General features: G+C 36.1%; 16 protein-coding genes, 1 tRNA gene, 2 rRNA genes and 1 pseudogene. All 20 read left to right on the plus strand.

What is annotated here, in order from left to right; translation table 11 throughout:
- Positions 1-1,356: chromosomal replication initiator protein DnaA (gene dnaA, locus FGK96_RS00005; protein ID WP_138080336.1), on the plus strand; the 1,356-nt coding region annotated here is incomplete at its 5' end.
- Between the two features lie 154 nt (positions 1,357-1,510).
- Positions 1,511-2,644: a DNA polymerase III subunit beta gene (gene dnaN, locus FGK96_RS00010; protein WP_138080338.1), complete on the plus strand. Its 1,134-nt coding sequence runs from the start codon at positions 1,511-1,513 to the stop codon at positions 2,642-2,644.
- A 69-nt stretch (positions 2,645-2,713) separates the two neighbouring features.
- Positions 2,714-2,914, plus strand: a complete 201-nt coding sequence (locus FGK96_RS00015) for a DUF951 domain-containing protein (protein WP_003085187.1) — start codon at positions 2,714-2,716, stop codon at positions 2,912-2,914.
- Between the two features lie 110 nt (positions 2,915-3,024).
- The gene (locus FGK96_RS00020) at positions 3,025-3,441 is read left to right on the plus strand and encodes a helix-turn-helix domain-containing protein (RefSeq protein WP_003082570.1); all 417 of its coding nucleotides are present in this window, start codon (positions 3,025-3,027) and stop codon (positions 3,439-3,441) included.
- Positions 3,442-3,520: 79 nt separating this feature from the next.
- Positions 3,521-4,636, plus strand: coding sequence for a redox-regulated ATPase YchF (ychF, locus tag FGK96_RS00025; protein ID WP_138080340.1), 1,116 nt, complete (start codon positions 3,521-3,523; stop codon positions 4,634-4,636).
- 72 nt (positions 4,637-4,708) lie between these two features.
- The gene (gene pth, locus FGK96_RS00030) at positions 4,709-5,278 is read left to right on the plus strand and encodes an aminoacyl-tRNA hydrolase (RefSeq protein ID WP_138080342.1); all 570 of its coding nucleotides are present in this window, start codon (positions 4,709-4,711) and stop codon (positions 5,276-5,278) included.
- Between the two features lie 2 nt (positions 5,279-5,280).
- Positions 5,281-8,781, plus strand: a complete 3,501-nt coding sequence (mfd, locus tag FGK96_RS00035) for a transcription-repair coupling factor (protein WP_138080345.1) — start codon at positions 5,281-5,283, stop codon at positions 8,779-8,781.
- A complete protein-coding gene (locus FGK96_RS00040) occupies positions 8,744-10,255 on the plus strand; it encodes an oligosaccharide flippase family protein (RefSeq protein ID WP_138080347.1) in 1,512 nt (503 codons plus the stop codon). The genes mfd and FGK96_RS00040 overlap by 38 nt, the downstream gene beginning before the upstream one ends.
- A 28-nt stretch (positions 10,256-10,283) precedes the next feature.
- Positions 10,284-10,556: an RNA-binding S4 domain-containing protein gene (locus FGK96_RS00045; protein ID WP_003084284.1), complete on the plus strand. Its 273-nt coding sequence runs from the start codon at positions 10,284-10,286 to the stop codon at positions 10,554-10,556.
- On the plus strand, positions 10,543-10,914 hold the full coding sequence (locus FGK96_RS00050) for an FtsB family cell division protein (RefSeq protein ID WP_138083465.1): 372 nt from the start codon (positions 10,543-10,545) through the stop codon (positions 10,912-10,914). Before FGK96_RS00045 ends, FGK96_RS00050 begins: the two co-directional genes overlap by 14 nt.
- A gap of 6 nt (positions 10,915-10,920) precedes the next feature.
- The gene (locus FGK96_RS10630) at positions 10,921-11,034 is read left to right on the plus strand and encodes an SP_0009 family protein (RefSeq protein ID WP_003083768.1); all 114 of its coding nucleotides are present in this window, start codon (positions 10,921-10,923) and stop codon (positions 11,032-11,034) included.
- Between the two features lie 17 nt (positions 11,035-11,051).
- Positions 11,052-12,338, plus strand: a complete 1,287-nt coding sequence (locus FGK96_RS00055) for a serine hydrolase (protein WP_138080349.1) — start codon at positions 11,052-11,054, stop codon at positions 12,336-12,338.
- Positions 12,335-13,618 (plus strand): tRNA lysidine(34) synthetase TilS, encoded by a 1,284-nt coding sequence (gene tilS / locus FGK96_RS00060; protein ID WP_138080351.1) that lies wholly within the window; start codon positions 12,335-12,337, stop codon positions 13,616-13,618. Before FGK96_RS00055 ends, tilS begins: the two co-directional genes overlap by 4 nt.
- 4 nt (positions 13,619-13,622) lie before the next feature.
- Positions 13,623-14,165 (plus strand): hypoxanthine phosphoribosyltransferase, encoded by a 543-nt coding sequence (gene hpt / locus FGK96_RS00065; protein WP_138080354.1) that lies wholly within the window; start codon positions 13,623-13,625, stop codon positions 14,163-14,165.
- Between the two features lie 21 nt (positions 14,166-14,186).
- Positions 14,187-16,163, plus strand: coding sequence for an ATP-dependent zinc metalloprotease FtsH (gene ftsH / locus FGK96_RS00070; RefSeq protein ID WP_138080356.1), 1,977 nt, complete (start codon positions 14,187-14,189; stop codon positions 16,161-16,163).
- A 74-nt stretch (positions 16,164-16,237) separates the two neighbouring features.
- A pseudogene (locus FGK96_RS00075) lies at positions 16,238-17,564 on the plus strand (IS3 family transposase).
- Between the two features lie 117 nt (positions 17,565-17,681).
- A complete protein-coding gene (locus tag FGK96_RS00080; RefSeq protein WP_138080358.1) occupies positions 17,682-19,076 on the plus strand; it encodes an APC family permease in 1,395 nt (464 codons plus the stop codon).
- A 499-nt stretch (positions 19,077-19,575) separates the two neighbouring features.
- Positions 19,576-21,124: ribosomal RNA gene (locus tag FGK96_RS00085) — 16S ribosomal RNA — on the plus strand.
- Between the two features lie 222 nt (positions 21,125-21,346).
- Positions 21,347-21,419, plus strand: a tRNA-Ala gene (locus FGK96_RS00090).
- Positions 21,420-21,819: 400 nt separating this feature from the next.
- Positions 21,820-24,724 (plus strand): 23S ribosomal RNA (locus tag FGK96_RS00095).
- The 16S and 23S rRNA genes sit together here with 1 tRNA gene alongside, the layout of an rRNA operon.
- Positions 24,725-24,848 lie beyond the last annotated feature (124 nt).

Here is a 24,848-nt window from a genome sequence, read left to right on the forward strand (position 1 = left end):
ATGACTGAAAACGAAACTATTTTTTGGAATAGGGTCTTAGAACTGGCACAAAGTCAATTAAAACAGACAACTTATGAATTTTTTGTATTTGATGCTAGGTTGATAAAAGTTGCAGATAATGTGGCAACCATTTATTTAGACCCTATGAAAGAGCTATTTTGGGAAAAAAACTTAAAAGATGTCATTCTGACAGCCGGCTTCGAAATTTTTAATGCTCAAATTGCTGTTGATTATCAATTTGAAGATGACTTAGAAATAATATCTGGGGCACAAGACGCTTCACAAACCTTTTCTCCCCAAAATATCAATCCTTTACCACTTGTGAAATCTGATTTAAACCCAAAGTATTCCTTCGAAAATTTTATTCAAGGAGATGAGAATCGCTGGGCTGTAGCAGCCTCTATAGCAGTGGCCAATACACCAGGGACTACCTACAATCCTTTATTTATTTGGGGTGGGCCTGGCCTTGGAAAAACACACTTATTAAATGCCATTGGAAATTCAGTTTTATTGGATAATCCTAATGCGCGCGTTAAGTATATTACTGCTGAAAACTTTATTAATGAATTTGTCATCCATATCCGTCTTGATACTATGGACGAACTGAAAGAAAAATTCCGAAATCTCGATTTGCTCTTAATTGACGATATTCAATCACTCGCTAAGAAAACATTGTTAGGTACTCAGGAAGAATTTTTTAACACTTTCAATGCTCTTCATAATAATAATAAACAGATTGTTTTAACGAGTGATCGAACACCTGACCATTTGAATGATTTAGAACAAAGACTTGTTACACGATTTAAATGGGGATTGACTGTAAATATCACACCTCCTGATTTTGAAACGCGAGTTGCTATTTTAACTAATAAAATACAAGAATATAGTTTTACTTTCCCTCAAGATACTATTGAGTACTTAGCAGGACAATTTGATTCAAATGTGAGAGATTTAGAGGGTGCTTTAAAAGATATCAGCCTTGTTGCTAACTTCAAACAGATTGATAAAATCACTGTGGATATTGCTGCAGAAGCCATTCGTGCTCGAAAGCAAGACACCCCAAAAATGACAATTATACCGATTGAAGAAATTCAAATGCAAGTTGGAAAATTCTATGGCGTGACAGTAAAAGAAATAAAGGCAACAAAACGAACACAAGATATTGTTTTAGCTCGTCAAGTAGCCATGTTTCTAGCTCGTGAGATGACTGATAACTCCTTGCCAAAAATTGGTAAAGAATTTGGCGGTCGTGACCACTCAACTGTTCTTCATGCTTACAATAAAATTAAAAATATGATTGTCGAAGATGAAAGTCTTCGTATTGAAATCGAAACTATCAAAAATAAGATTAAATAAGCTGTGGATAAAGTACTATTTTAAATCAATCTTATCCACAAGTTGTGAACAAAGCTTAAAGCTTATCCCTACTGCATTAATACTAATTTTCCACTATATACACAAGACCTACTACTACTACTAAATATTATACTTATAAAATAAAGGAGTCCTCATGATTCAATTCTCTATAAATCGTTCCCTTTTTATCCAAGCTTTAAATGCGACCAAAAGAGCTATTAGCAGTAAAAATGCTATTCCAGTTCTTTCAACTATAAAAATTGAAGTTAGTCAATCCGATATTACTTTAACAGGTTCTAATGGGCAAATCTCAATTGAAAATATTATTCCTGTTTCAAATGAAAATGCAGGTCTCTTAATTTCTTCGCCAGGTGCAATCTTATTGGAAGCAAGCTTTTTTATCAATATTATTTCAAGTCTTCCTGATCTTACTTTAGATTTTAAAGAAATTGAACATCATCAAGTTGTTCTGACGAGTGGAAAATCAGAAATCACCTTGAAAGGTAAAGATGTTGAGCAATATCCTCGTTTACAAGAAGTTTCAACTGATAATCCACTTATTTTAGAAACAAAATTATTAAAATCCATTATTTCTGAAACGGCATTTGCTGCTAGTACGCAAGAAAGTCGTCCAATTCTAACAGGTGTGCATTTAATGTTGAAGAATCATAAAGAATTTAAAGCGGTAGCTACAGATTCACACCGTATGAGCCAGCGGCTTTTAACTTTAGAAAAATCAGCAACTGACTTTGATGTTGTTATTCCAAGTAAATCTTTAAGAGAGTTTACTTCTGTTTTTACAGATGATATTGAAACAGTGGAAATCTTTTTCTCTCCAAGTCAAATCTTATTTAGAAGTGATTACATTTCTTTTTATACTAGACTTTTAGAAGGAAATTATCCTGATACTGATCGTTTACTGATGAATCAATTTGAAACTGAAGCCGTTTTCAATACCCAAGCCTTAAGACATGCTATGGAACGTGCTTACCTGATTTCTAATGCGACTCAAAATGGAACTGTTAAACTTGAAATCACTGAGTCTTCAGTTACTGCTCATGTTAATTCTCCTGAAGTAGGAAAAGTAAATGAAGAATTGGAAACAGTAGAAAAAACTGGAAGTGACTTGACAATTTCTTTTAACCCTACATACTTAATTGAAGCATTGAAAGCTTTTAAAAATGAAACTGTAAGAATCCGTTTTGTATCACCAGTTAGACCTTTCACTTTAACTTCTGATGATGAAGAAGGGTTTATTCAATTAATTACACCAGTAAGAACTAACTAATTCAAAAAGATAAGCTCTCAGGGCTTATCTTTTGATATGATAAACAAACTTGGTAAGGAGTAGGTCCTCATGTATCAGCTTGGAACTGTAGTAGAGATGAAAAAGCCTCATGCATGTATTGTCAAAGAAAATGGAAAAAAAGCTAATTCTTGGAAAATCGTAAGAATTGGGGCAGATATCAAAATTCAATGTCAAAATTGTGATCATATTGTAATGATGAGTCGTCATAATTTTGAAAGAAAATTAAAGAAAATTATTTCGCAACCTTAGAAAACTTGTTTTTAAAGGTTAGCAACTAATAGTTGCTCTTAAAAAGTGCTGGTATTTTTGGTATGGAATAGTGTAAAGTAGATGTAAACAAAGAAAGGTAGTATTATATTTTGAATAAATTTGCAGAACAATTAAAAAACTATCGACTTAAAAAAAACTATTCTCAAGATGCTTTAGCTGACCGACTTTTCATTTCACGACAAGCGATTTCTAAATGGGAAAATGGGGACAGCACTCCTGATTTGGAAAATCTTGTTAAACTGGCAGAAATTTTTGATGTTACACTTGATCAATTGGTGAGAGGAAAAGAATTAGCTTCATCACATAATAATGAAAATGATTCAGAAGAAGATGATAATCTTAACCTTCTTGAAGGTAGAGAGTATGTTATAAATCCAGAGACAGGAAAATATGAAAAACGTGATGGGATCACAATTTTTATTGACCTTGTATCAGAATATTGGTGGCTAATCTTTTTTGTGCCAATTATTATTAGTTTTATCAAATCACTTATAAATTTATTTTAGTCTATCACTGATAGGCTTTTTTCTTTTGGTTTATGCTATAATATTATTGATTGAAATTTTGAACGGAGAAAAAGAACTTATGGCTTTAACAGCTGGTATTGTTGGCTTGCCTAACGTAGGTAAATCAACCCTTTTTAATGCAATTACTAAAGCAGGTGCAGAAGCTGCTAATTATCCTTTTGCGACAATTGATCCAAATGTTGGTATGGTTGAAGTACCTGATGAACGTCTTAATAAATTAACGGAATTAATTACGCCTAAAAAAACTGTTCCAACTACTTTTGAATTTACCGATATTGCAGGGATTGTTAAAGGAGCTTCAAAAGGTGAAGGTTTAGGAAATAAATTTCTTGCTAATATTCGTGAGGTTGATGCTATTGTTCACGTAGTTCGTGCTTTTGACGATGAAAATGTAATGCGCGAACAAGGTCGTGACGATGCCTTTGTAGATCCAATGGCTGATATTGACACTATTAATTTGGAATTAATCCTTGCCGACTTAGATTCAATCAATAAACGTTATGCACGTGTTGAAAAAATGGCTCGGACACAAAAAGATAAAGATTCTGTGGCTGAATTTAATGTTCTTCAAAAAATTAAACCAGTCCTAGAAGATGGTAAATCAGCTCGAACTATTGATTTTACAGATGAAGAAGAAAAAGTAGTAAAGGGACTATTCTTACTAACAACAAAGCCAGTTTTATATGTTGCTAACGTTGATGAAGATCGTGTTGCTGATCCAGATGACATTGGTTATGTTAAACAAATTCGTGCTTTTGCAGAAACAGAAAATGCTGAAGTTGTTGTTATCTCCGCGCGTGCAGAAGAAGGAATTTCAGAATTAGACGATGACGATAAAGCAGAATTTTTAGAAGCTATTGGTCTAACGGAGTCAGGTGTTGATAAATTGACACGCGCAGCTTACCATTTACTTGGTTTAGGAACATATTTCACTGCTGGTGAAAAAGAGGTACGGTCTTGGACATTTAAACGAGGAATTAAAGCACCACAAGCTGCTGGAATTATTCATTCTGATTTTGAAAGAGGATTTATCCGAGCAGTAACAATGAGTTATGATGATTTAATTAAGTATGGCAGTGAAAAGGCTGTTAAAGAAGCTGGTCGTCTTCGTGAAGAAGGTAAAGAGTATATTGTGCAAGATGGCGATATTATGGAGTTTCGATTTAACGTTTAAAAAGAGAAAAAATAGCTAAGAAGGTTGGAAGTTAATTCCAACCCTTTTGGTATTTAATAGAAAAGAGGAAGAATGGTAAAAATGATTGTAGGGCTGGGAAATCCTGGTTCTAAATACGACAATACGAAACATAATGTTGGTTTTATGGCTATAGATCAACTTGCTAAAAATTTTGATGTTACTTTTTCAGAAAATAAGAATTTTAAAGCACTTGTTGGTTGTACATTTGTTAATCAAGAGAAAGTTTATTTTATTAAACCAACAACATTTATGAACAATAGTGGTATTGCTGTTAGAGCATTATTGACTTATTATAATATCTCTATTTCAGACTTAATTGTCATTTATGATGATTTAGATATGGAAGTAGGTAAACTTCGTTTTCGCCAAAAAGGTTCTGCTGGTGGACACAATGGCATAAAGTCTATTATTGCAAATATAGGCAGTCAAGAATTTGATCGTGTCAAAATTGGTATCGGTCGACCACGCCCTGGAATGACGGTCATCAATCACGTATTAGGAAAATTTGAAAAAGAAGATGGAATAAGAATTGCATTAACACTAGAAAAAGTTGTCACGGCTGTAAATTTCTATTTACAAGAAGATAACTTTGAATTAACTATGCAAAAATTCAATGGGTAATTATGAATATTATAGAATTATTTAGTCAAAATAAACTCTTACAAGAGTGGATGTCAAATTCGGTAAATCTGGATAGACAATTAATAATGGGTTTATCTGGATCAAGTAAAGCATTAGCGGTTGCAGCCAATTACCGTTATCAGAATGGTAAGTTAATTATTATTACTTCTAGTCAAAATGAACTAGAAAAATTAGCATCAGACTTGTCTGCTTTGATAGGAGAAGATGAAGTTTATCAGTTTTTTGCAGATGATGTTGCTCCTGCTGAGTTTATTTTTTCTTCTTTAGATAAGTCATTGTCAAGGATAGAAGCTCTGCAATTTCTAATAAATCATAACGCTAAAGGAATTTTATTAACTACCATTGTAGGTTTAAAAATCCTTTTACCTAACCCTCGGATCTTTCAAAAATACAGTTTCCGATTTTGTGTTGGAAATGATTATAATTTTGATGATTTGGTCAAAAATTTGACTCAAATTGGTTACCAAAAAGTTAGTCAAGTGATTAATCCTGGGGAATTTAGTAGACGCGGAGATATTTTAGATATTTATGAGGTTAGGCAAGCTAACCCATATCGAATTGAATTTTTTGGGGATGAAATAGACGGAATTCGTTATTTTGATAGTGATAGTCAAAAATCTATTGAAAATTTAAGAGAAATTATGATTAGCCCTGCTAGTGAAATGATTTTAGAAAAAGCAGATTTTTCACGTGGAATTAGTAATCTGGAATCAGCTCTTCATTTGGTAAACGCTGAATCAAAATCCTATTTAGAAGACATCCTAGCAGTCTCAAAAGATGGTTATCGACATAAAGATATCGGCAAATTTCTTTCTCTCTTTTATGAAAAAGAGTGGACATTGCTCGATTATACCCCTAAAGGGGTACCAGTATTTTTTGATGATTTCCAAAAAATACTAGATAAAAATGCTAGCTTTGATTTAGAAGTTGCTAATTTGTTAACAGAAGATTTACATCAGGGTAAAGCTCTCCCTTCTTTGCATTACTTTGCAGATACTTATAGGAATATTAGAACTTACAAGCCAGCAACTTTTTTCTCTAATTTTCATAAAGGTTTAGGAAATATTAAATTTGACAAGTTGTATCAGTTTACTCAGTATGCTATGCAAGAGTTTTTTAATCAATTTCCATTACTAATTGATGAAATTAACCGCTATAAAAAGTCAAATGCGACAGTCCTCATTCAAGTTGAGTCAGAACATGCTTATGAACGATTATTAAAAAATTTAGAAGACTATCATTTCAATATTCCTTTGATAGACCATAATAATATTCAAGCTCATCAAGTTCAGATAATAATTGGTCAATTAGCAAATGGATTTTATTTTGCAGATGAAAAAGTTGCCTATATTACTGAGCATGAAATTTATCATAAAAAAATTAAGCGTCGTGTTCGGAAGTCAAATATTAGTAATGCTGAACGATTAAAAAATTACAATGAATTAGTAAAGGGTGATTATGTTGTTCACAATGTTCATGGAATAGGTCGTTTTTTAGGCATTGAAACGATTAAACTTCAAGGTATTCATCGTGATTATGTAACTATCCAATATCAAAATTCAGATAGGATTTCTCTTCCTGTTGAACAGATTGAAAGTTTATCAAAATATGTTTCTGCTGACGGTAAAGAGCCTAAGATAAATAAATTAAATGACGGTCGTTTCCAAAAGACAAAACAAAAAGTCAGCAAACAAGTGGAAGATATCGCCGATGATTTATTAAGGTTATATGCTGAAAGAAGTCAGTTAAAAGGATTTCAATTTTCACCTGATGACGAATTGCAAGAATCATTTGATAATGATTTTCCTTTTGTTGAAACTGAAGATCAATTGCGCTCAATTCAAGAAATTAAAAAAGATATGGAAAGTCAACTCCCAATGGATCGTCTTTTAGTAGGTGATGTTGGATTTGGTAAAACAGAAGTGGCTATGAGAGCAGCATTTAAAGCTGTAAAAGATCATAAACAAGTTGCTATTTTAGTTCCAACAACTGTCTTAGCTCAGCAACATTATGATAATTTTAGAGAGCGATTTGAAAATTATCCAGTTGAAGTTGATGTTCTAAGCCGTTTTCAAAGTAAAAAAGAACAAAATACAAGTCTAGAAAAACTTGCTAAAGGTCAAGTTGATATTATTATAGGTACTCATCGTCTCCTGTCAAAAGATGTTCAATTTTCTGACTTAGGCCTAATTGTTATTGATGAGGAACAGCGTTTTGGTGTTAAACACAAAGAAAAGTTAAAAGAATTAAAGAGTAAAGTTGATGTTTTAACCCTAACAGCAACGCCGATTCCCAGAACACTCCACATGTCAATACTTGGTATCAGAGACTTATCAGTTATTGAAACTCCTCCGACGAATCGTTATCCTGTTCAAACTTATGTCTTAGAGACAAATCCTAGCTTAGTTAGAGAGGCTATCCTGCGAGAAATGGATCGTGGAGGTCAAGTTTTTTATGTATACAATAAAGTTGACACCATTGATAAAAAAGTGTCACAGCTACAAGAGTTAGTGCCAGAAGCGGCAATCGGTTTTGTTCATGGACAAATGAGTGAAATTCAACTTGAAAATACTCTGATTGACTTTATAAATGGTGACTATGATGTTCTAGTAGCGACTACAATTATAGAGACAGGAGTTGATATTTCAAATGTTAATACCTTATTTGTCGAAAATGCTGATCATATGGGATTGTCTACCCTTTATCAACTACGGGGGCGTGTAGGACGTTCCAATCGAATCGCTTATGCGTATTTGATGTATCGTCCAGATAAAATTTTGTCTGAAATATCAGAAAAACGTTTAGAAGCCATTAAAGGGTTCACAGAATTAGGATCAGGTTTCAAAATTGCTATGCGTGATTTAGCAATTCGTGGAGCAGGTAACATTTTAGGAGCTTCACAGAGTGGCTTTATTGATTCTGTTGGTTTTGAAATGTACTCTCAATTATTAGAAGAAGCTATTGCTAATAAACAAGGAAGAGTTAAGTTAAGACGTAAAGGTAATGCTGAAATTAATTTACAAATAGATGCATATCTTCCTCAGGAATACATCACGGATGAGCGACAAAAAATTGAGCTTTATAAGCGTATTCGAGAAATTGAAAGTAAAGATGATTATCTGCTCTTACAAGAGGAGATTATTGATCGTTTTGGAGAATATCCTGATCAGGTAGCCTATCTCTTAGAAATCGGTTTACTCAAATATTATATGGATAAAGCTTTTGCAGAGTTAGTAGAGCGAAAAGGAAATCAAGTAATTGTACGATTTGAAAAAGTATCTCTAACTCATTATCTTACTCAAGATTATTTTGAAGCTTTAGCAAAGACAACTCTAAAAGCAAGAATTAGTGAAACGAATGGGAAAATTGATATTATTTTTGATATTAAGTATAAAAAAGATTATGACATTTTAGAAGAATTGATGTTATTTGGAGAATGCTTGGGTGAAATTAAAGACAGAAAAACTCGAAAATCAAGTTAGTAAATCAAGTTTAGTAATAACATTAAGCGGCCTTATTTCGAAAATATTGGCAGCTATTTATCGTATTCCTTATCAAAACATAGTAGGAGATAGGGGCTTTTATGCCTATCAACAAGTTTATCCGTTACTTGCAATTATCAGCGCTTTAAGTTTAACAGCACTTCCCAATGTTGTTGCAAGTATCTTCCAAAAAAACAAACATGACGATTTGCAATTTCTATTTAGATTTCAAATGTTGATAAGTCTTATTTTTGCTTTATTATTAATTCTCTTTTGCAGACCGTTAGCTATTATTATTGGAAGTGAAAAGTTAATTTTTAGTATTCTCATAACTGCTTTAGTTTTACTGACTGTCCCTTTTAATTCTTTTTACCGTGGTTTAGCCCAAGCAAGAGTGAATATGATTCCAACAGCTGTCAGTCAGGTAATGGAACAGGTCATCAGGGTAAGTATTATTCTTCTAGCAGCTTTATTTTATAAGCTATTTTCTTGGTCAATTTATAGAACGGCAAATATGGCAGCAACCGGAAATTTAGTTGCTAGCCTCTCTATCCTTATTTATTTTATTTATCAAGATCCTAAAGCTTTACATTTTTTAGCCATTAAGCAAAAAAAGAGTAATACTGAAAAATCTTCTATAGGTATTTCTAGCTTAATTTTCATCTTCTATACTGTCTATTTACTGCTATTTCAATTTATTGATGCTTTATTTGTTAAAAATAGTTTGATAGGAGCTGGTTATCCTCATGTAATGGCTGAAGTTAATAAAGGCATCTATGATCGTGGTCAACCACTTATTCAATTTGGCCTTATTTTCTCAACTGCTTTCTTTACAACTTTTCTACCAAAACTGACTAAGGACTACTATCAAAATCAGCAAATTTATCAAAGTGAAAGTCAGTATTTTTTTGACTTTATCTGTTACTTAAATATGACTATTTATCTCGGTTTTTCTATGATTTTAGCTGCTATGAATAGAACTTTATTTGAGGATAATAAGGGTTGGTTAAGTCTAGAAATTTTTATCAGTATTATTTTTATATCAAGTCTTATCCAATTTTTTCATCAAAAATTCTTTATTGAAAATCGTCAAAAATTGTCATTCTTATTCCTATGCTTAGGACTATTATTGAAAGTAATCATGACACCCCTACTAACAAGATTATATGGTATTGTTGGAAGCTCTTTATCAACTATCTTACCTTTAATTATTGTTCTTATCTTATATAGCAGATATGCTAATATGGAAATAAAATGTTTTAAAAATTGGAGATTTATCATTAGCATACTCTCTATGCTCATTGTGGTTTTTATTGTACAGAATATATTGCCAAATAAAACACGAACTGAAAATTTTACAGAGATTATTCTTACTAGTTTAATCGGCTTAATGATTTTTATTTTCGTAGCAAAGCATCTGAATGCTTTTGATAAGAAATTATGGACTTACCTACCATTTGCAAAAGAAAAATGATAGAATAAAATGGATTGTGAGGTAAAAGATGAGATTAGATAAATTTTTAAAGGTTTCTCGGATTATAAAAAGGAGACCAGTAGCAAAAGAGGTTGCAGATAAGGGTAGAATAAAAGTTAATGGTATTTTAGCTAAAAGCTCTACTGATTTAAAATTAAATGATGAGATTGAAATTCGTTTCGGCAATAAATTGCTAACAGTTAAAGTAGTAGAGATGAAGGATAGTACCAAAAAAGAAGATGCTCTAAAAATGTATGAAATTATTAAAGAAACAAGGATTGAAAGCAATGAAGAAGCCTAGCATCGTCCAATTAAATAATAAATTCATCAAGGATGAAAATCAGAAAAAACGCTTTGAAGAAGAAGAGTTAAAAAAACGTAACCGTTTTATGGGCTGGATTCTAGTTATTATGATGTTTCTTTTTATCTTACCAACTTATAATTTGGTTAAAAGCTATGTATCTTTACAAAAACAAAATCAGCAAGTTATTAAGTTAAAAAAAGAATACAAAGAACTAGATGCTAGTACTCAAGCTAAAAAGCAGTTAGCAAACCAACTTAAAGATACAAATTTTGTTAAGAAATACGCTCGTGCTAAATATTATTTAACTCAAGAAGGTGAAATTGTTTACCCAATCCCAGGATTGCTACCAAAATAATAAATTATGGAAGATATTGTCAAAAAAATAGAAACTTTTCTATCTTTTTCAGAAGAAAAGTTAGAAGAACTCAAAAAAGAAAATCAAACTTTAAAAGAAGAACTATTCGATGAAAGATAATTAAGAAAGGAGACAGCATGAAAAAACTATTAGCATTAATGATAATGGTCTTTTTTGTGTCTCCTGTACCTGTTATTAGTACCGAAAAAGAAATTAATTTTTCTAATACACATCTTCATCCTCTGACACAAAGCATTGCCTCTAGGGCAACTTATTTTAGCAATATTCCTCAAAATCCTAATCTTTATTATGAAACAAATACCTATTCAGATGCTAATTTAAATATTTTCGCAAAAGTTTTGAAACCTAATGATGATTTTCAAATTACAGATTTGCTCCTAAATGGAAGTGGTACACCTGTGTTTGCATTATCAGATGGCACCTATATTGAAGCAAATCGTCGATATATTTATGATGATATGGCTATTAATCAGGTAGAGGTAAATCTTACTTTTTGGTTACAAGGAAACTTTACTGTCTATAAACAACCTTTTGTGAAGGGTATTTCCACTATCAAGACTGATTTAACAGCTTTTACTAATGTTCATGCCAGTCAGATGGCACAAACGCAAGAAGGAAACTATTATTATATTGACAATAAAGGATGGATTTCCGAGAAAGATCTCTCAAGAGCCGATAACCGTATGGTTAAAGTACAAGAAGTTTTAAGTCAAAAATATAATAAAGATAAGTATTCTATCTATGTTAAGCAGTTGGATAGCCAGGCCAGTGCTGGTATTAATGCTGATAAAATGATGTATTCGGCAAGTATTGCTAAACTAGCAACGTTATATTATGTGCAGAATCAATTAAATACAGGTCAAATAAAATTAGACAAGCCTTTAAAGTATGTCAATCAAGTTAATCATTTTGATGGTGCCTATGGCCCATCCGGTAGCGGGCATATTGATAAAGAAGCTGATAATAAAGAATATACTGTTGATACTTTATTGAAAGCTATTGCTCAACATTCTGATAATGTAGCTACAAATATTTTAGGCTATTATGTTGCTAATAAATATGATCACAAATTTTATTCACAGATTAATGCTATTTCAGGTATTGACTGGAATATGGAAAGTAGAATGATATCATCACACGCTGCTGCAAATATTATGGAGTCTATCTATTACCAAAAAGGAGAAATTATTTCCTATCTTTCTCAAACTGATTTTGATAATAAACGGATTTCAAAAAATATTCAGGTACCAGTTGCTCATAAGATTGGTGACGCCTATGACTATAAACACGATGTTGCAATTGTCTACGGGAATTCACCCTTTATTTTATCTATTTTTACAGATAAATCCTCTTATGACGATATTACAGATATAGCAGATGATGTCTATGCCATTTTAAAATGATATATTCAAAAATTTATACTTATTGTCTTCAAAAAGCTTTTTTTAAAAATCATAAAAAGGTTTTAATAGCTGTTTCAGGTGGAGTAGATTCAATGAATTTACTGCACTTTTTACATACCTTTAAACGTCAATTAGATATAAGTATTGCTATTGCTCATGTCAATCACAAACAAAGAAAAGAGTCTGAATTAGAGGAAGACTATTTAAAAAAATGGGCTGAACAACATGATATCCCAATTTTTATTGACTATTTCAAAGGTAATTTTTCAGAGCAGAGGGCGCGTGATTTTCGCTACCAATTTTTCAAAAGGATAATGGTTCAAGGAGATTACACAGCCCTTGTGACAGCACATCATGCAGATGATCAAGTGGAAACTGTTTTTATGCGTCTGATTAGAGGGAGCTTACTCCGATATCTTGCTGGAATCAAAGAAGTTCAGCCATTTGCCGGTGGCCAATTGATTAGACCATTTTTACACTTTCATAAAAATGATTTACCTAATCCTTATCATTTTGAAGACAGTAGTAATTTAGGTCTTGATTATTTTCGAAATCGCGTCCGCAACTTTTATTTGAAAGAATTAGAAAGAGAGAATCCTAAGTTAAGTGAGTCAATATTAGCTCTCGCTGAGGAATCTGAGACTCTTTTTATAGCACTAGCGGACTTAACAAATCACATTGATGTTACAGATCGAAAAATATTTCTAGAACAAACAGACTCTGTTCAATTCTACTTATTACAAAATTATTTAGCAAAATTTGATGACCTATTTTTATCTCGCAAGCAGGTTAAAGAAGTATTACATATTTTAAGAGCAAAAGGACAGGGAGAATTTTTCTTAAAAAATAACTACGAGCTTGTTATTACATCTAATCAATTTCACATTCGAAAAATCAGGCTTGAGACGGAGCACAAGGAGATGGAGCTTCTGTTAAAATATGACTCAGACCTTTCTTACCAATCTTATAAGTTTACTTTCGGGTCCAAAGAAACTAATATAGCGAGTGAATTCACTATTCCAATCTATCACTTAACGCCCATAATGCTTCGTAGGCGCCAGCCTGGCGATAAAATTAATTTTGGAACATTTTCTAAAAAGCTTAGACGACTCTTTATTGATGAGAAATTTTCCCAACAAGAGAGGAAAGAAGCTATTGTTGGGGTTCAAGAAAATGAAATTATCTTTGTTATGATAGCTGGTAAAACATATTTGAGAAAAGCATCAGAACGTGATATAATGAAGGCTAGACTCTATATTGAAAAATTAAGAAAAAGGTGACACCATGCTTGAGCAAGATATTCAAAAAATTCTTTATTCAGAAGAAGATATCATTTTAAAGACTAAAGAACTTGGCCAACAGTTAACAAAGGATTACCATGGGAAAAATCCTTTATTGGTTGGAGTTTTAAAAGGTTCTGTTCCATTTATGTCTGAATTGATGAAACATATTGATACCCATGTCGAGATTGATTTTATGATCGTTTCAAGTTATCATGGTGGTACAACTAGTAGTGGTGAAGTCAAAATATTAAAAGACGTTGACACTAATATCGAAGGTCGTGATATTCTTTTTGTTGAAGATATTATTGATACTGGTCGGACCTTAAAATATTTAAGGGATATGTTCAAATATCGAAAAGCTAATTCTGTCAAAATTGCAACCTTATTTGATAAGCCAGAAGGCCGAGTGGTTGAGATTGAAGCTGACTATGTTTGTTATGATGTACCAAACGAATTTATTGTTGGTTTTGGTTTAGATTACGAAGAAAACTACCGTAATCTTCCCTATGTAGGAGTTTTAAAAGAAGAAATCTATTCAAAATAGGAAAAGGTTAATTGTTACTTTATGAAAAATAATAAAAATAATGGCTTTGTTAAAAATTCATTTGTCTATATTATAGTTATTGTGCTTGTTATTACAGGTTTCCAATACTATTTGAGAGGAACAAGTACACAAAGCCAACAGATTAGTTATACTAAGCTAATCAAACAAATCAAAGCTGGTGATGTGAAGTCGATTACTTATCAGCCAAGTGGAAGTATCATAGAGGTTAAAGGAAAATATGAGAAACCACAAAAAAATGCTATTGATCAAGGTTTGTCGTTTTTTGGAACAGGTTCATCAACAAAAGTTTCAGAGTTTACTTCTTTAGTTTTGCCTAGTGATTCTGTCGTCAAAGAAATGATGGCAGCTGCTGATAAAAGTGGTACTACAGTTTCAGTAAAACAAGAAAGTTCAAGTGGTGCTTGGATATCATTTTTAGTAAGCTTCTTACCTATCATTATTTTCGCAGGTTTCATGATGATGATGATGAATCAAGGCGGTGGTGGTGCGAGAGGCGCCATGAGCTTTGGTAAGAATAAAGCAAAATCTCAAAGTAAAGATGATGTAAAGGTACGTTTTACAGACGTTGCTGGAGCTGAGGAAGAAAAACAAGAACTCGTAGAGGTAGTTGATTTTCTTAAGAATCCTAAAAAATATAAAGCTTTAGGTGCTAGAATTCCTTCTGGAGTTTTACTTGAAGGCCCTCCTGGAACGGGTAAAACTTTATTAGCAAAAGCAGTAGCAGGTGAAGCGGGAGTACCTTTCTTCAGTATCTCAGGTTCTGACTTTGTTGAAATGTTCGTTGGTGTTGGTGCTAGCCGTGTTCGCTCTTTGTTTGAAGATGCTAAAAAGGCTGAACGTGCTATTATTTTTATTGACGAGATTGATGCTGTTGGTAGACGCCGTGGTGCCGGAATGGGTGGCGGTAATGATGAACGTGAACAAACCTTAAACCAACTTTTAATTGAAATGGATGGTTTTGAAGGAAATGAAAGTATTATCGTTATTGCAGCAACAAACCGCAGTGACGTATTAGATCCAGCTTTGTTAAGGCCAGGCCGTTTTGATCGTAAAGTTCTAGTTGGTCGTCCTGATGTTAAAGGTCGTGAAGCTATATTGAGAGTTCATGCTAAGAATAAGCCATTAGCAGAAGATGTTAATCTGAAAGTAGTTGCTCAACAAACGCCTGGTTTTGTTGGAGCTGATTTAGAAAATGTTTTGAATGAAGCAGCATTAGTCGCAGCCCGTCGTAATAAAGAAAAAATCGATGCCAGTGATATTGATGAAGCAGAAGATCGTGTTATTGCTGGACCTTCTAAGAAAGATAGAACAATATCTCAAAGAGAACGGGAAATGGTTGCTTACCACGAAGCGGGACATACAATCGTTGGTCTAATTTTATCAAATGCTCGTGTAGTTCATAAAGTCACTATTGTTCCACGTGGTCGTGCAGGTGGTTATATGATTGCTCTTCCTAAAGAAGATCAGATGTTACTATCAAAAGATGACTTAAAAGAGCAACTTGCTGGTCTTATGGGTGGACGTGTTGCTGAGGAAATTATTTTTAATGCTCAAACAACAGGAGCTTCAAATGATTTCGAGCAAGCTACTCAAATGGCTAGAGCTATGATTACAGAATATGGTATGAGTGAAAAACTTGGTCCAGTGCAGTATGAGGGGAATCATGCCATGATGCCAGGTCAGATTTCACCAGAAAAATCTTATTCTGCACAAACTGCTCAAATGATTGATGATGAAGTCAGAGCTCTCTTAAATCAAGCACGTAATAAGGCAGCTGATATTATCAATGAAAATAGAGAAACTCATAAATTAATTGCTGAAGCTCTATTGAAATATGAAACGTTGGATGCTGCTCAAATTAAATCTATTTTTGAGACAGGTAAAATGCCAGAAATTCCAGATTCTGAGAATGAAGATGTTCATGCATTGTCATATGAAGAAATTAAGGATAAGATGGTAGAAGAAGACGAACAATAATTAAAAAATCCAGAGATCATATGTACTGCACCCCAAAAGTTGGACAAAAAATCTAACATTTGGGGTGTTTTTGTATGAAATTAAGTTATGAAGATAAATTAGAAATTTATCGTTTAAAGAAGTCAGGTGTTTCCTGGACTCAATTAGAGATTCAATTTGGAGTAACCCGCTGCAACTTAAAATATACCATTCGACTGATGGATCGTTATGGAGTCGAGATCGTTAAGAAGCAAAAGTACCAAGCTTATTCACCTGAAATGAAGCAAGAAATGATTAATAAAGTCTTGAAAGATGGGCAATCCTTAATGTCAGTTTCTCTAGATTACGCCTTCCCAAATCCAGGAACTCTTGCCAATTGGATAGCGCAATACAAGAAAAATGGTTATACTATTGTTGAGACAACAAAAGGGAGACCAGCAAAAATGGGACGTAAACCAAAGAAAACTTGGGAAGAAATGACTGAATTAGAGCGCCTTCAGGAAGAGAACGAATATCTCAGAACGGAGAACGCCTTCCTAAAAAAGTTAAAAGAGTTAGAAGAACGGGACGAAGCTATCGAGAAAGAACGACAGAAATCATTAAAGAAATGGTTGATGGAGGATTTAGATTAGGTTTACTTCTAAGAGCAGCTCAATTAGCTCGTTCAACCTATTACTATCATCTTAAGCAACTAGAACAAGATGATTTAGACAAGTCCATTAAAAACCAAATTCAAAAGGTAACTATGGCTATCGTCGAATCACTTTGGAACTGCGTAACAGAGGTTTTATCATCAACCACAAAAGAGTTCAGCGCTTGATGAAAGAACTAGGTTTAACAGCGAGAATACGTCGCAAAAGACGCTATTCATCTTATAAGGGTGAGGTTGGAAAGAAAGCAGATAACCTTATTCAACGCCATTTTGAAGCCTCTAAACCTTTTGAGAAGTGTTACACCGATGTGACTGAATTTGCTTTACCTGAGGGAAAACTCTATTTATCACCAGTTCTTGATGGTTATAATAGCGAGATAATAAACTATACCATTTCACGTTCTCCTAACTTAAACCAAATTAAAACGATGCTAGAAAAGACATTTCCAGATAAATACTATAACGGAACTATTTTACATAGTGATCAAGGCTGGCAGTATCAGCACAACTATTATCATCACTTTTTAAACTCTAAAGGTATCCGTCCATCTATGTCACGTAAAGGAAACAGCCCTGACAATGGGATAATGGAATCCTTCTTTGGCATATTAAAGTCAGAAATGTTCTATGGCTATGAGAGCTACTATAAATCTCTGGGAGATTTAGAAAAAGCTATTAAAAAATATATTGATTATTACAACAATAAACGGATCAAAGTAAAACTAAAAGGACTTAGTCCCGTACAATACAGAACTAAATCCTTTGCTTAAAATATAATGTCTAACTTTTGGGGGTCAGTACAATAGATCTTTGGATTTTTTATAATATTTACAGGTTTTTATAACTGTGTTACACTAAAGAATATTCACTAGAGAAGAAAGGTCAATATGAATCTATTTCGCAAAAAAAATAACAGTGTCAAAAAAACAGAAATGAGGCGACATTTAAAAGTTCAAGATCTCATATTTCTTGGTCTTGGCTCTATGGTAGGTACAGGAGTATTTACAATAACAGGGATTGGTGCTGCTAAATATGCAGGGCCAGCGCTCACTATATCTATTATTCTATCAGCAGCAGCAGTTGCTATCTTAGCATTATTTTACGCAGAGTTTTCTTCTCGGATTCCAGCTAATGGTGGAGCTTATAGCTATGTCTATGCTACCTTAGGTGAATTTCCAGCATGGATTGTTGGTTGGTACATTATTATGGAATTTTTGACAGCTATCTCTAGTGTTGCAGTAGGTTGGGGAAGCTATCTTAAAGGGTTACTTAGTAATTTTGGTGTGCATATTCCAACAGCATTGAATGGAACATTTAACCCTAAAGAAGGGACTTATATTGATATTTTACCAGTTTTGGTTATGTTAATAGTTACAGCTATTGTTTTAATGAACTCAAAAACAGCTTTAAAATTTAATTCTATACTTGTTATTTTAAAATTTTCTGCCTTAGCATTATTTATAGTTGTTGGATTATTTTTTATTAAGGCAAATAACTGGATACCATTTGCTCCTTATGGATTGGGTCAGTTTTACGGAGGAAAATCTGGTATTTTTGCTGGTGCCTCTGTTATGTTTTTTGCTTTTTTAGGATTTGAGTCAATTTCTATGACAGTAGATGAAGTACAAGAGCCTCAAAAGAATATTCCTAGAGGAATAACTTTATCACTATTAATTGTAACAATTTTATATATAGTTGTGACTACTATCCTTACAGGAATTGTTTATTATAAGAAATTAAATGTTCCTGATGCTGTATCCTATGCCTTAAGACTTGTTAAGATGGATTGGGCAGCTAATTATATCTCTATCGTTGCAGTAATGACTTTAATAACGGTCTGTATATCGATGACATTTGCACTAGCAAGAATTGTTTATACAATAAGTAGGGATGGGCTTTTACCAAAATCATTACAGAAAGTGTCAAAAAATAGTTTCGTTCCCCAAAATGCAACGATTACTGTTGGTCTTATATCAATGATTTGTGCAGGATTAGTCCCTCTCGCTAGTTTAGCAGAATTTGTTAATATTTGTACTCTTGCTTATCTCATCATTATGTCTTTTTCTATCATTATTTTACGAAAAAATAATGGTAAACCCAAAGCAGGTGAATTTACAACGCCACTAGTTCCATTATTACCTATCATTGCCATTACTATTTGTGCTTCATTTATGTCACAATATATGGTTATAACATGGATAGCATTTGGAATATCTACATTAATTGGAACAGTAATCTATTTTGTTTATGGGTATCATCGCTCAGAGGAAAATAAAAATTAAACTAAGTGTAGATTGAAGAAAATGTCTAATAGGCAATTTTCTCCAATCTTTTTTCTTTATTTAAAAATAAGAAGTCATTTTAAAAATTCTTTTTTAAGACATGGTAACTTATATTTAGTATACATTCAAAGATATTAGTGTACATCACACACATAATCATTAGCTAAATCTATTTTGTAGTATTCGTAACAATACAGAAAAAAACTTTTCAAATTAGAAATAATTATCTTGACAAAGTGTAAAAAGGTGGGTATACTAATAGAGTTGCTAAAAGAGCAACCCAGTCATCATCAAAGCCAAATAAATTGAAAAAAGATATTGACAAAGAAGATGATAGCTGATAGAATAAAATAGTTGTCTCGTAAGAGATTCAAGACCTTTGAGAACTGAATAAGACAAGAAAAAACCAAACGTGAGGGTGATATGCAAGACATATTACCCGTCAATCAAAAAAGTAATAAATCTGTCAGCGACAGAAAAAGAACGAGTAAGTTCAAACTAAAATGAGAGTTTGATCCTGGCTCAGGACGAACGCTGGCGGCGTGCCTAATACATGCAAGTAGAACGCAGAGGACAGGTGCTTGCACCAGTCTAATGAGTTGCGAACGGGTGAGTAACGCGTAGGTAACCTACCTTATAGCGGGGGATAACTATTGGAAACGATAGCTAATACCGCATGAAAGTAGAAGACACATGTCATCTACTTAAAAGGGGCAAATGCTCCACTATGAGATGGACCTGCGTTGTATTAGCTAGTTGGTGAGGTAAAGGCTCACCAAGGCGACGATACATAGCCGACCTGAGAGGGTGATCGGCCACACTGGGACTGAGACACGGCCCAGACTCCTACGGGAGGCAGCAGTAGGGAATCTTCGGCAATGGGGGGAACCCTGACCGAGCAACGCCGCGTGAGTGAAGAAGGTTTTCGGATCGTAAAGCTCTGTTGTTAGAGAAGAACGGTAATGGGAGTGGAAAATCCATTACGTGACGGTAACTAACCAGAAAGGGACGGCTAACTACGTGCCAGCAGCCGCGGTAATACGTAGGTCCCGAGCGTTGTCCGGATTTATTGGGCGTAAAGCGAGCGCAGGCGGTTTGATAAGTCTGAAGTTAAAGGCTGTGGCTTAACCATAGTTCGCTTTGGAAACTGTCAAACTTGAGTGCAGAAGGGGAGAGTGGAATTCCATGTGTAGCGGTGAAATGCGTAGATATATGGAGGAACACCGGTGGCGAAAGCGGCTCTCTGGTCTGTAACTGACGCTGAGGCTCGAAAGCGTGGGGAGCAAACAGGATTAGATACCCTGGTAGTCCACGCCGTAAACGATGAGTGCTAGGTGTTAGGCCCTTTCCGGGGCTTAGTGCCGGAGCTAACGCATTAAGCACTCCGCCTGGGGAGTACGACCGCAAGGTTGAAACTCAAAGGAATTGACGGGGGCCCGCACAAGCGGTGGAGCATGTGGTTTAATTCGAAGCAACGCGAAGAACCTTACCAGGTCTTGACATCTTTCTGACCGTCCTAGAGATAGGATTTCCCTTCGGGGCAGGAGAGACAGGTGGTGCATGGTTGTCGTCAGCTCGTGTCGTGAGATGTTGGGTTAAGTCCCGCAACGAGCGCAACCCCTATTGTTAGTTGCCATCATTAAGTTGGGCACTCTAGCGAGACTGCCGGTAATAAACCGGAGGAAGGTGGGGATGACGTCAAATCATCATGCCCCTTATGACCTGGGCTACACACGTGCTACAATGGTTGGTACAACGAGTCGCAAGCCGGTGACGGCAAGCTAATCTCTTAAAGCCAATCTCAGTTCGGATTGTAGGCTGCAACTCGCCTACATGAAGTCGGAATCGCTAGTAATCGCGGATCAGCACGCCGCGGTGAATACGTTCCCGGGCCTTGTACACACCGCCCGTCACACCACGAGAGTTTGTAACACCCGAAGTCGGTGAGGTAACCATTTAGGAGCCAGCCGCCTAAGGTGGGATAGATGATTGGGGTGAAGTCGTAACAAGGTAGCCGTATCGGAAGGTGCGGCTGGATCACCTCCTTTCTAAGGAAATGGAAGACGTTTGGTCATGTCTTATTTAGTTTTGAGAGGTCTTATTTAAGTCATGAGAACGTTAAGAAATCTGTATGAAAATAGGAAATTGACGCTGTGTGCTTGCACAGAAGGAAATTTATCTTTTTCACTAAGATTTTAGTTCGAATACAATTAAGCTTCACGTAATAGAATAGTACCACCACTAATAATGTAACAACCAGTTTATTAGTCGGGGCCTTAGCTCAGCTGGGAGAGCGCCTGCTTTGCACGCAGGAGGTCAGCGGTTCGATCCCGCTAGGCTCCATTATCTAGGATACAAAGAGATGTTCGGCTTGCCGAAATTTCTGTAGAAAATTAGGAATCTGACACAGTGTGCTTGCACACAAGGAAGGTTATCTATTTTCCTAAGAAATTAATCTCGTGTTCAACTAGATAAATGATATTTGAATACGAACCTAAACTTACTAGAAATAAGTCAAAACCATCTCGTGTCTGAAGACACATCACTGGTTTGTTCCTTATTTTACGCAAGTTTTACGACAAGTCGTAACGGTTCTTAATATCATAATAGTCCATTGAAAATTGAATAACTATATCAAATTCCACGATCATACAAATGATTGTAGAAAAGTAACAAGAAATAAACCGAAAAAAAGATAAACGCGAACATATTAAAAAATAAGAAGGTCGAAAGACTGGAATAAGGTTAAGTTAATAAGGGCGCACGGTGGATGCCTTGGCACTAGAAGCCGAAGAAGGACGTGACTAACGACGAAATGCTTTGGGGAGCTGTAAGTAAGCGCTGATCCAGAGATGTCCGAATGGGGGAACCCACTAACTAATGGTTAGTATCCATGACTATAAAGGTCATGAGAAGGAAGACGCAGTGAACTGAAACATCTAAGTAGCTGCAGGAAGAGAAAGCAAACGCGATTGCCTTAGTAGCGGCGAGCGAAACGGCAGGAGGGCAAACCGAGGAGTTTACTCCTCGGGGTTGTAGGACTGCGACGTGGGACTTTAATTTAATAGAAGAATTACCTGGGAAGGTAAGCCAAAGAGAGTAACAGCCTCGTATTTAAAATTGAATTGAGCCCTAGCAGAATCCTGAGTACGGCGAGACACGCGAAATCTCGTCGGAATCTGGGAGGACCATCTCCCAACCCTAAATACTCTCTAGTGACCGATAGTGAACCAGTACCGTGAGGGAAAGGTGAAAAGCACCCCGTGAGGGGAGTGAAATAGAACCTGAAACCGTGTGCCTACAACAAGTTCGAGCCCGTTAATGGGTGAGAGCGTGCCTTTTGTAGAATGAACCGGCGAGTTACGTTATGATGCGAGGTTAAGTTGAAGAGACGGAGCCGTAGGGAAACCGAGTCTTAAAAGGGCGACTTAGTATCATGATGTAGACCCGAAACCATGTGACCTACCCATGAGCAGGTTGAAGGTGCGGTAAAACGCACTGGAGGACCGAACCAGGGCACGTTGAAAAGTGCTTGGATGACTTGTGGGTAGCGGAGAAATTCCAAACGAACTTGGAGATAGCTGGTTCTCTCCGAAATAGCTTTAGGGCTAGCGTCGATGTTAAGTCTCTTGGAGGTAGAGCACTGTTTGGGTGAGGGGTCCATCCCGGATTACCAATCTCAGATAAACTCCGAATGCCAAGTAGATATAATCGGCAGTCAGACTGCGAGTGCTAAGATCCGTAGTCGAAAGGGAAACAGCCCAGACCACCAGCTAAGGTCCCAAAATAATTGTTAAGTGGAAAAGGATGTGGGGTTGCACAGACAACTAGGATGTTAGCTTAGAAGCAGCTATTCATTCAAAGAGTGCGTAATAGCTCACTAGTCGAGTGACCCTGCGCCGAAAATGTACCGGGGCTAAAACAATTTACCGAAGCTGTGGATTACTAGTAATAGTAATGGTAGGAGAGCGTTCTATGTGTGAAGAAGGTATACCGTGAGGAGTGCTGGAACGCATAGAAGTGAGAATGCCGGTATGAGTAGCGCAAGACAGGTGAGAATCCTGTCCACCGTAAGACTAAGGTTTCCAGGGGAAGGCTCGTCCGCCCTGGGTTAGTCGGGACCTAAGGAGAGACCGAAAGGTGTATTCGATGGGCAACAGGTTGATATTCCTGTACTAGTATGTATAGTGATGGAGGGACGCAGAAGGCTAACTAAAGCGTGCGAATGGAAGAGCACGTCTAAGCAGTGAGGTGTGGTATGAGTCAAATGCTTATACCTGATACATTGAGCTGTGATGGGGAGCGAAGTTTAGTAGCGAAGTTAGTGATGTCACACTGCCAAGAAAAGCTTCTAGCGTTTAACTACATACTACCCGTACCGCAAACCGACACAGGTAGTCGAGGCGAGTAGCCTCAGGTGATCGAGAGAACTCTCGTTAAGGAACTCGGCAAAATGACCCCGTAACTTCGGGAGAAGGGGTGCTGTCAGCGATGACAGCCGCAGTGAATAGGCCCAAGCAACTGTTTATCAAAAACACAGCTCTCTGCTAAATCGTAAGATGATGTATAGGGGGTGACGCCTGCCCGGTGCTGGAAGGTTAAGAGGAGGGTTTAGCGCAAGCGAAGATCTGAATTGAAGCCCCAGTAAACGGCGGCCGTAACTATAACGGTCCTAAGGTAGCGAAATTCCTTGTCGGGTAAGTTCCGACCCGCACGAAAGGCGTAATGATTTGGGCACTGTCTCAACGAGAGACTCGGTGAAATTTTAGTACCTGTGAAGATGCAGGTTACCCGCGACAGGACGGAAAGACCCCATGGAGCTTTACTGCAGTTTGATATTGAGTATCTGTACCGCATGTACAGGATAGGTAGGAGCCATTGAGAACGGGACGCCAGTTTCGTTAGAGGCGATGTTGGGATACTACCCTTGTGTTATGGCTACTCTAACCCAGATAGGCAATCCCTATCGGAGACAGTGTCTGACGGGCAGTTTGACTGGGGCGGTCGCCTCCTAAAAGGTAACGGAGGCGCCCAAAGGTTCCCTCAGATTGGTTGGAAATCAATCGCAGAGTGTAAAGGTATAAGGGAGCTTGACTGCGAGAGCAACAACTCGAGCAGGGACGAAAGTCGGGCTTAGTGATCCGGTGGTTCCGCATGGAAGGGCCATCGCTCAACGGATAAAAGCTACCCTGGGGATAACAGGCTTATCTCCCCCAAGAGTTCACATCGACGGGGAGGTTTGGCACCTCGATGTCGGCTCGTCGCATCCTGGGGCTGTAGTCGGTCCCAAGGGTTGGGCTGTTCGCCCATTAAAGCGGCACGCGAGCTGGGTTCAGAACGTCGTGAGACAGTTCGGTCCCTATCCGTCGCGGGCGTAGGAAATTTGAGAGGATCTGCTCCTAGTACGAGAGGACCAGAGTGGACTTACCGCTGGTGTACCAGTTGTCTTGCCAAAGGCATCGCTGGGTAGCTATGTAGGGAAGGGATAAGCGCTGAAAGCATCTAAGTGCGAAGCCCCCCTCAAGATGAGATTTCCCATGATTTAATATCAGTAAGAGCCCTGAGAGATGATCAGGTAGATAGGTTAGAAGTGGAAGTGTAGTGATACATGTAGCGGACTAATACTAATAGCTCGAGGACTTATCCAAAGATAAGAAATAGTTGTCACACGTTTATTGACAAAGAGGTAGAGTTCTTGATAAGATATAGTTATTCAATTTTGAGTGGACTAATCTTAAGTAGTGAGAACGTTAAAAAATCTGTATGAAAATA

It is taken from the genome of Streptococcus porcinus, assembly GCF_901542335.1.
GTDB lineage: Bacteria > Bacillota > Bacilli > Lactobacillales > Streptococcaceae > Streptococcus > Streptococcus porcinus_A.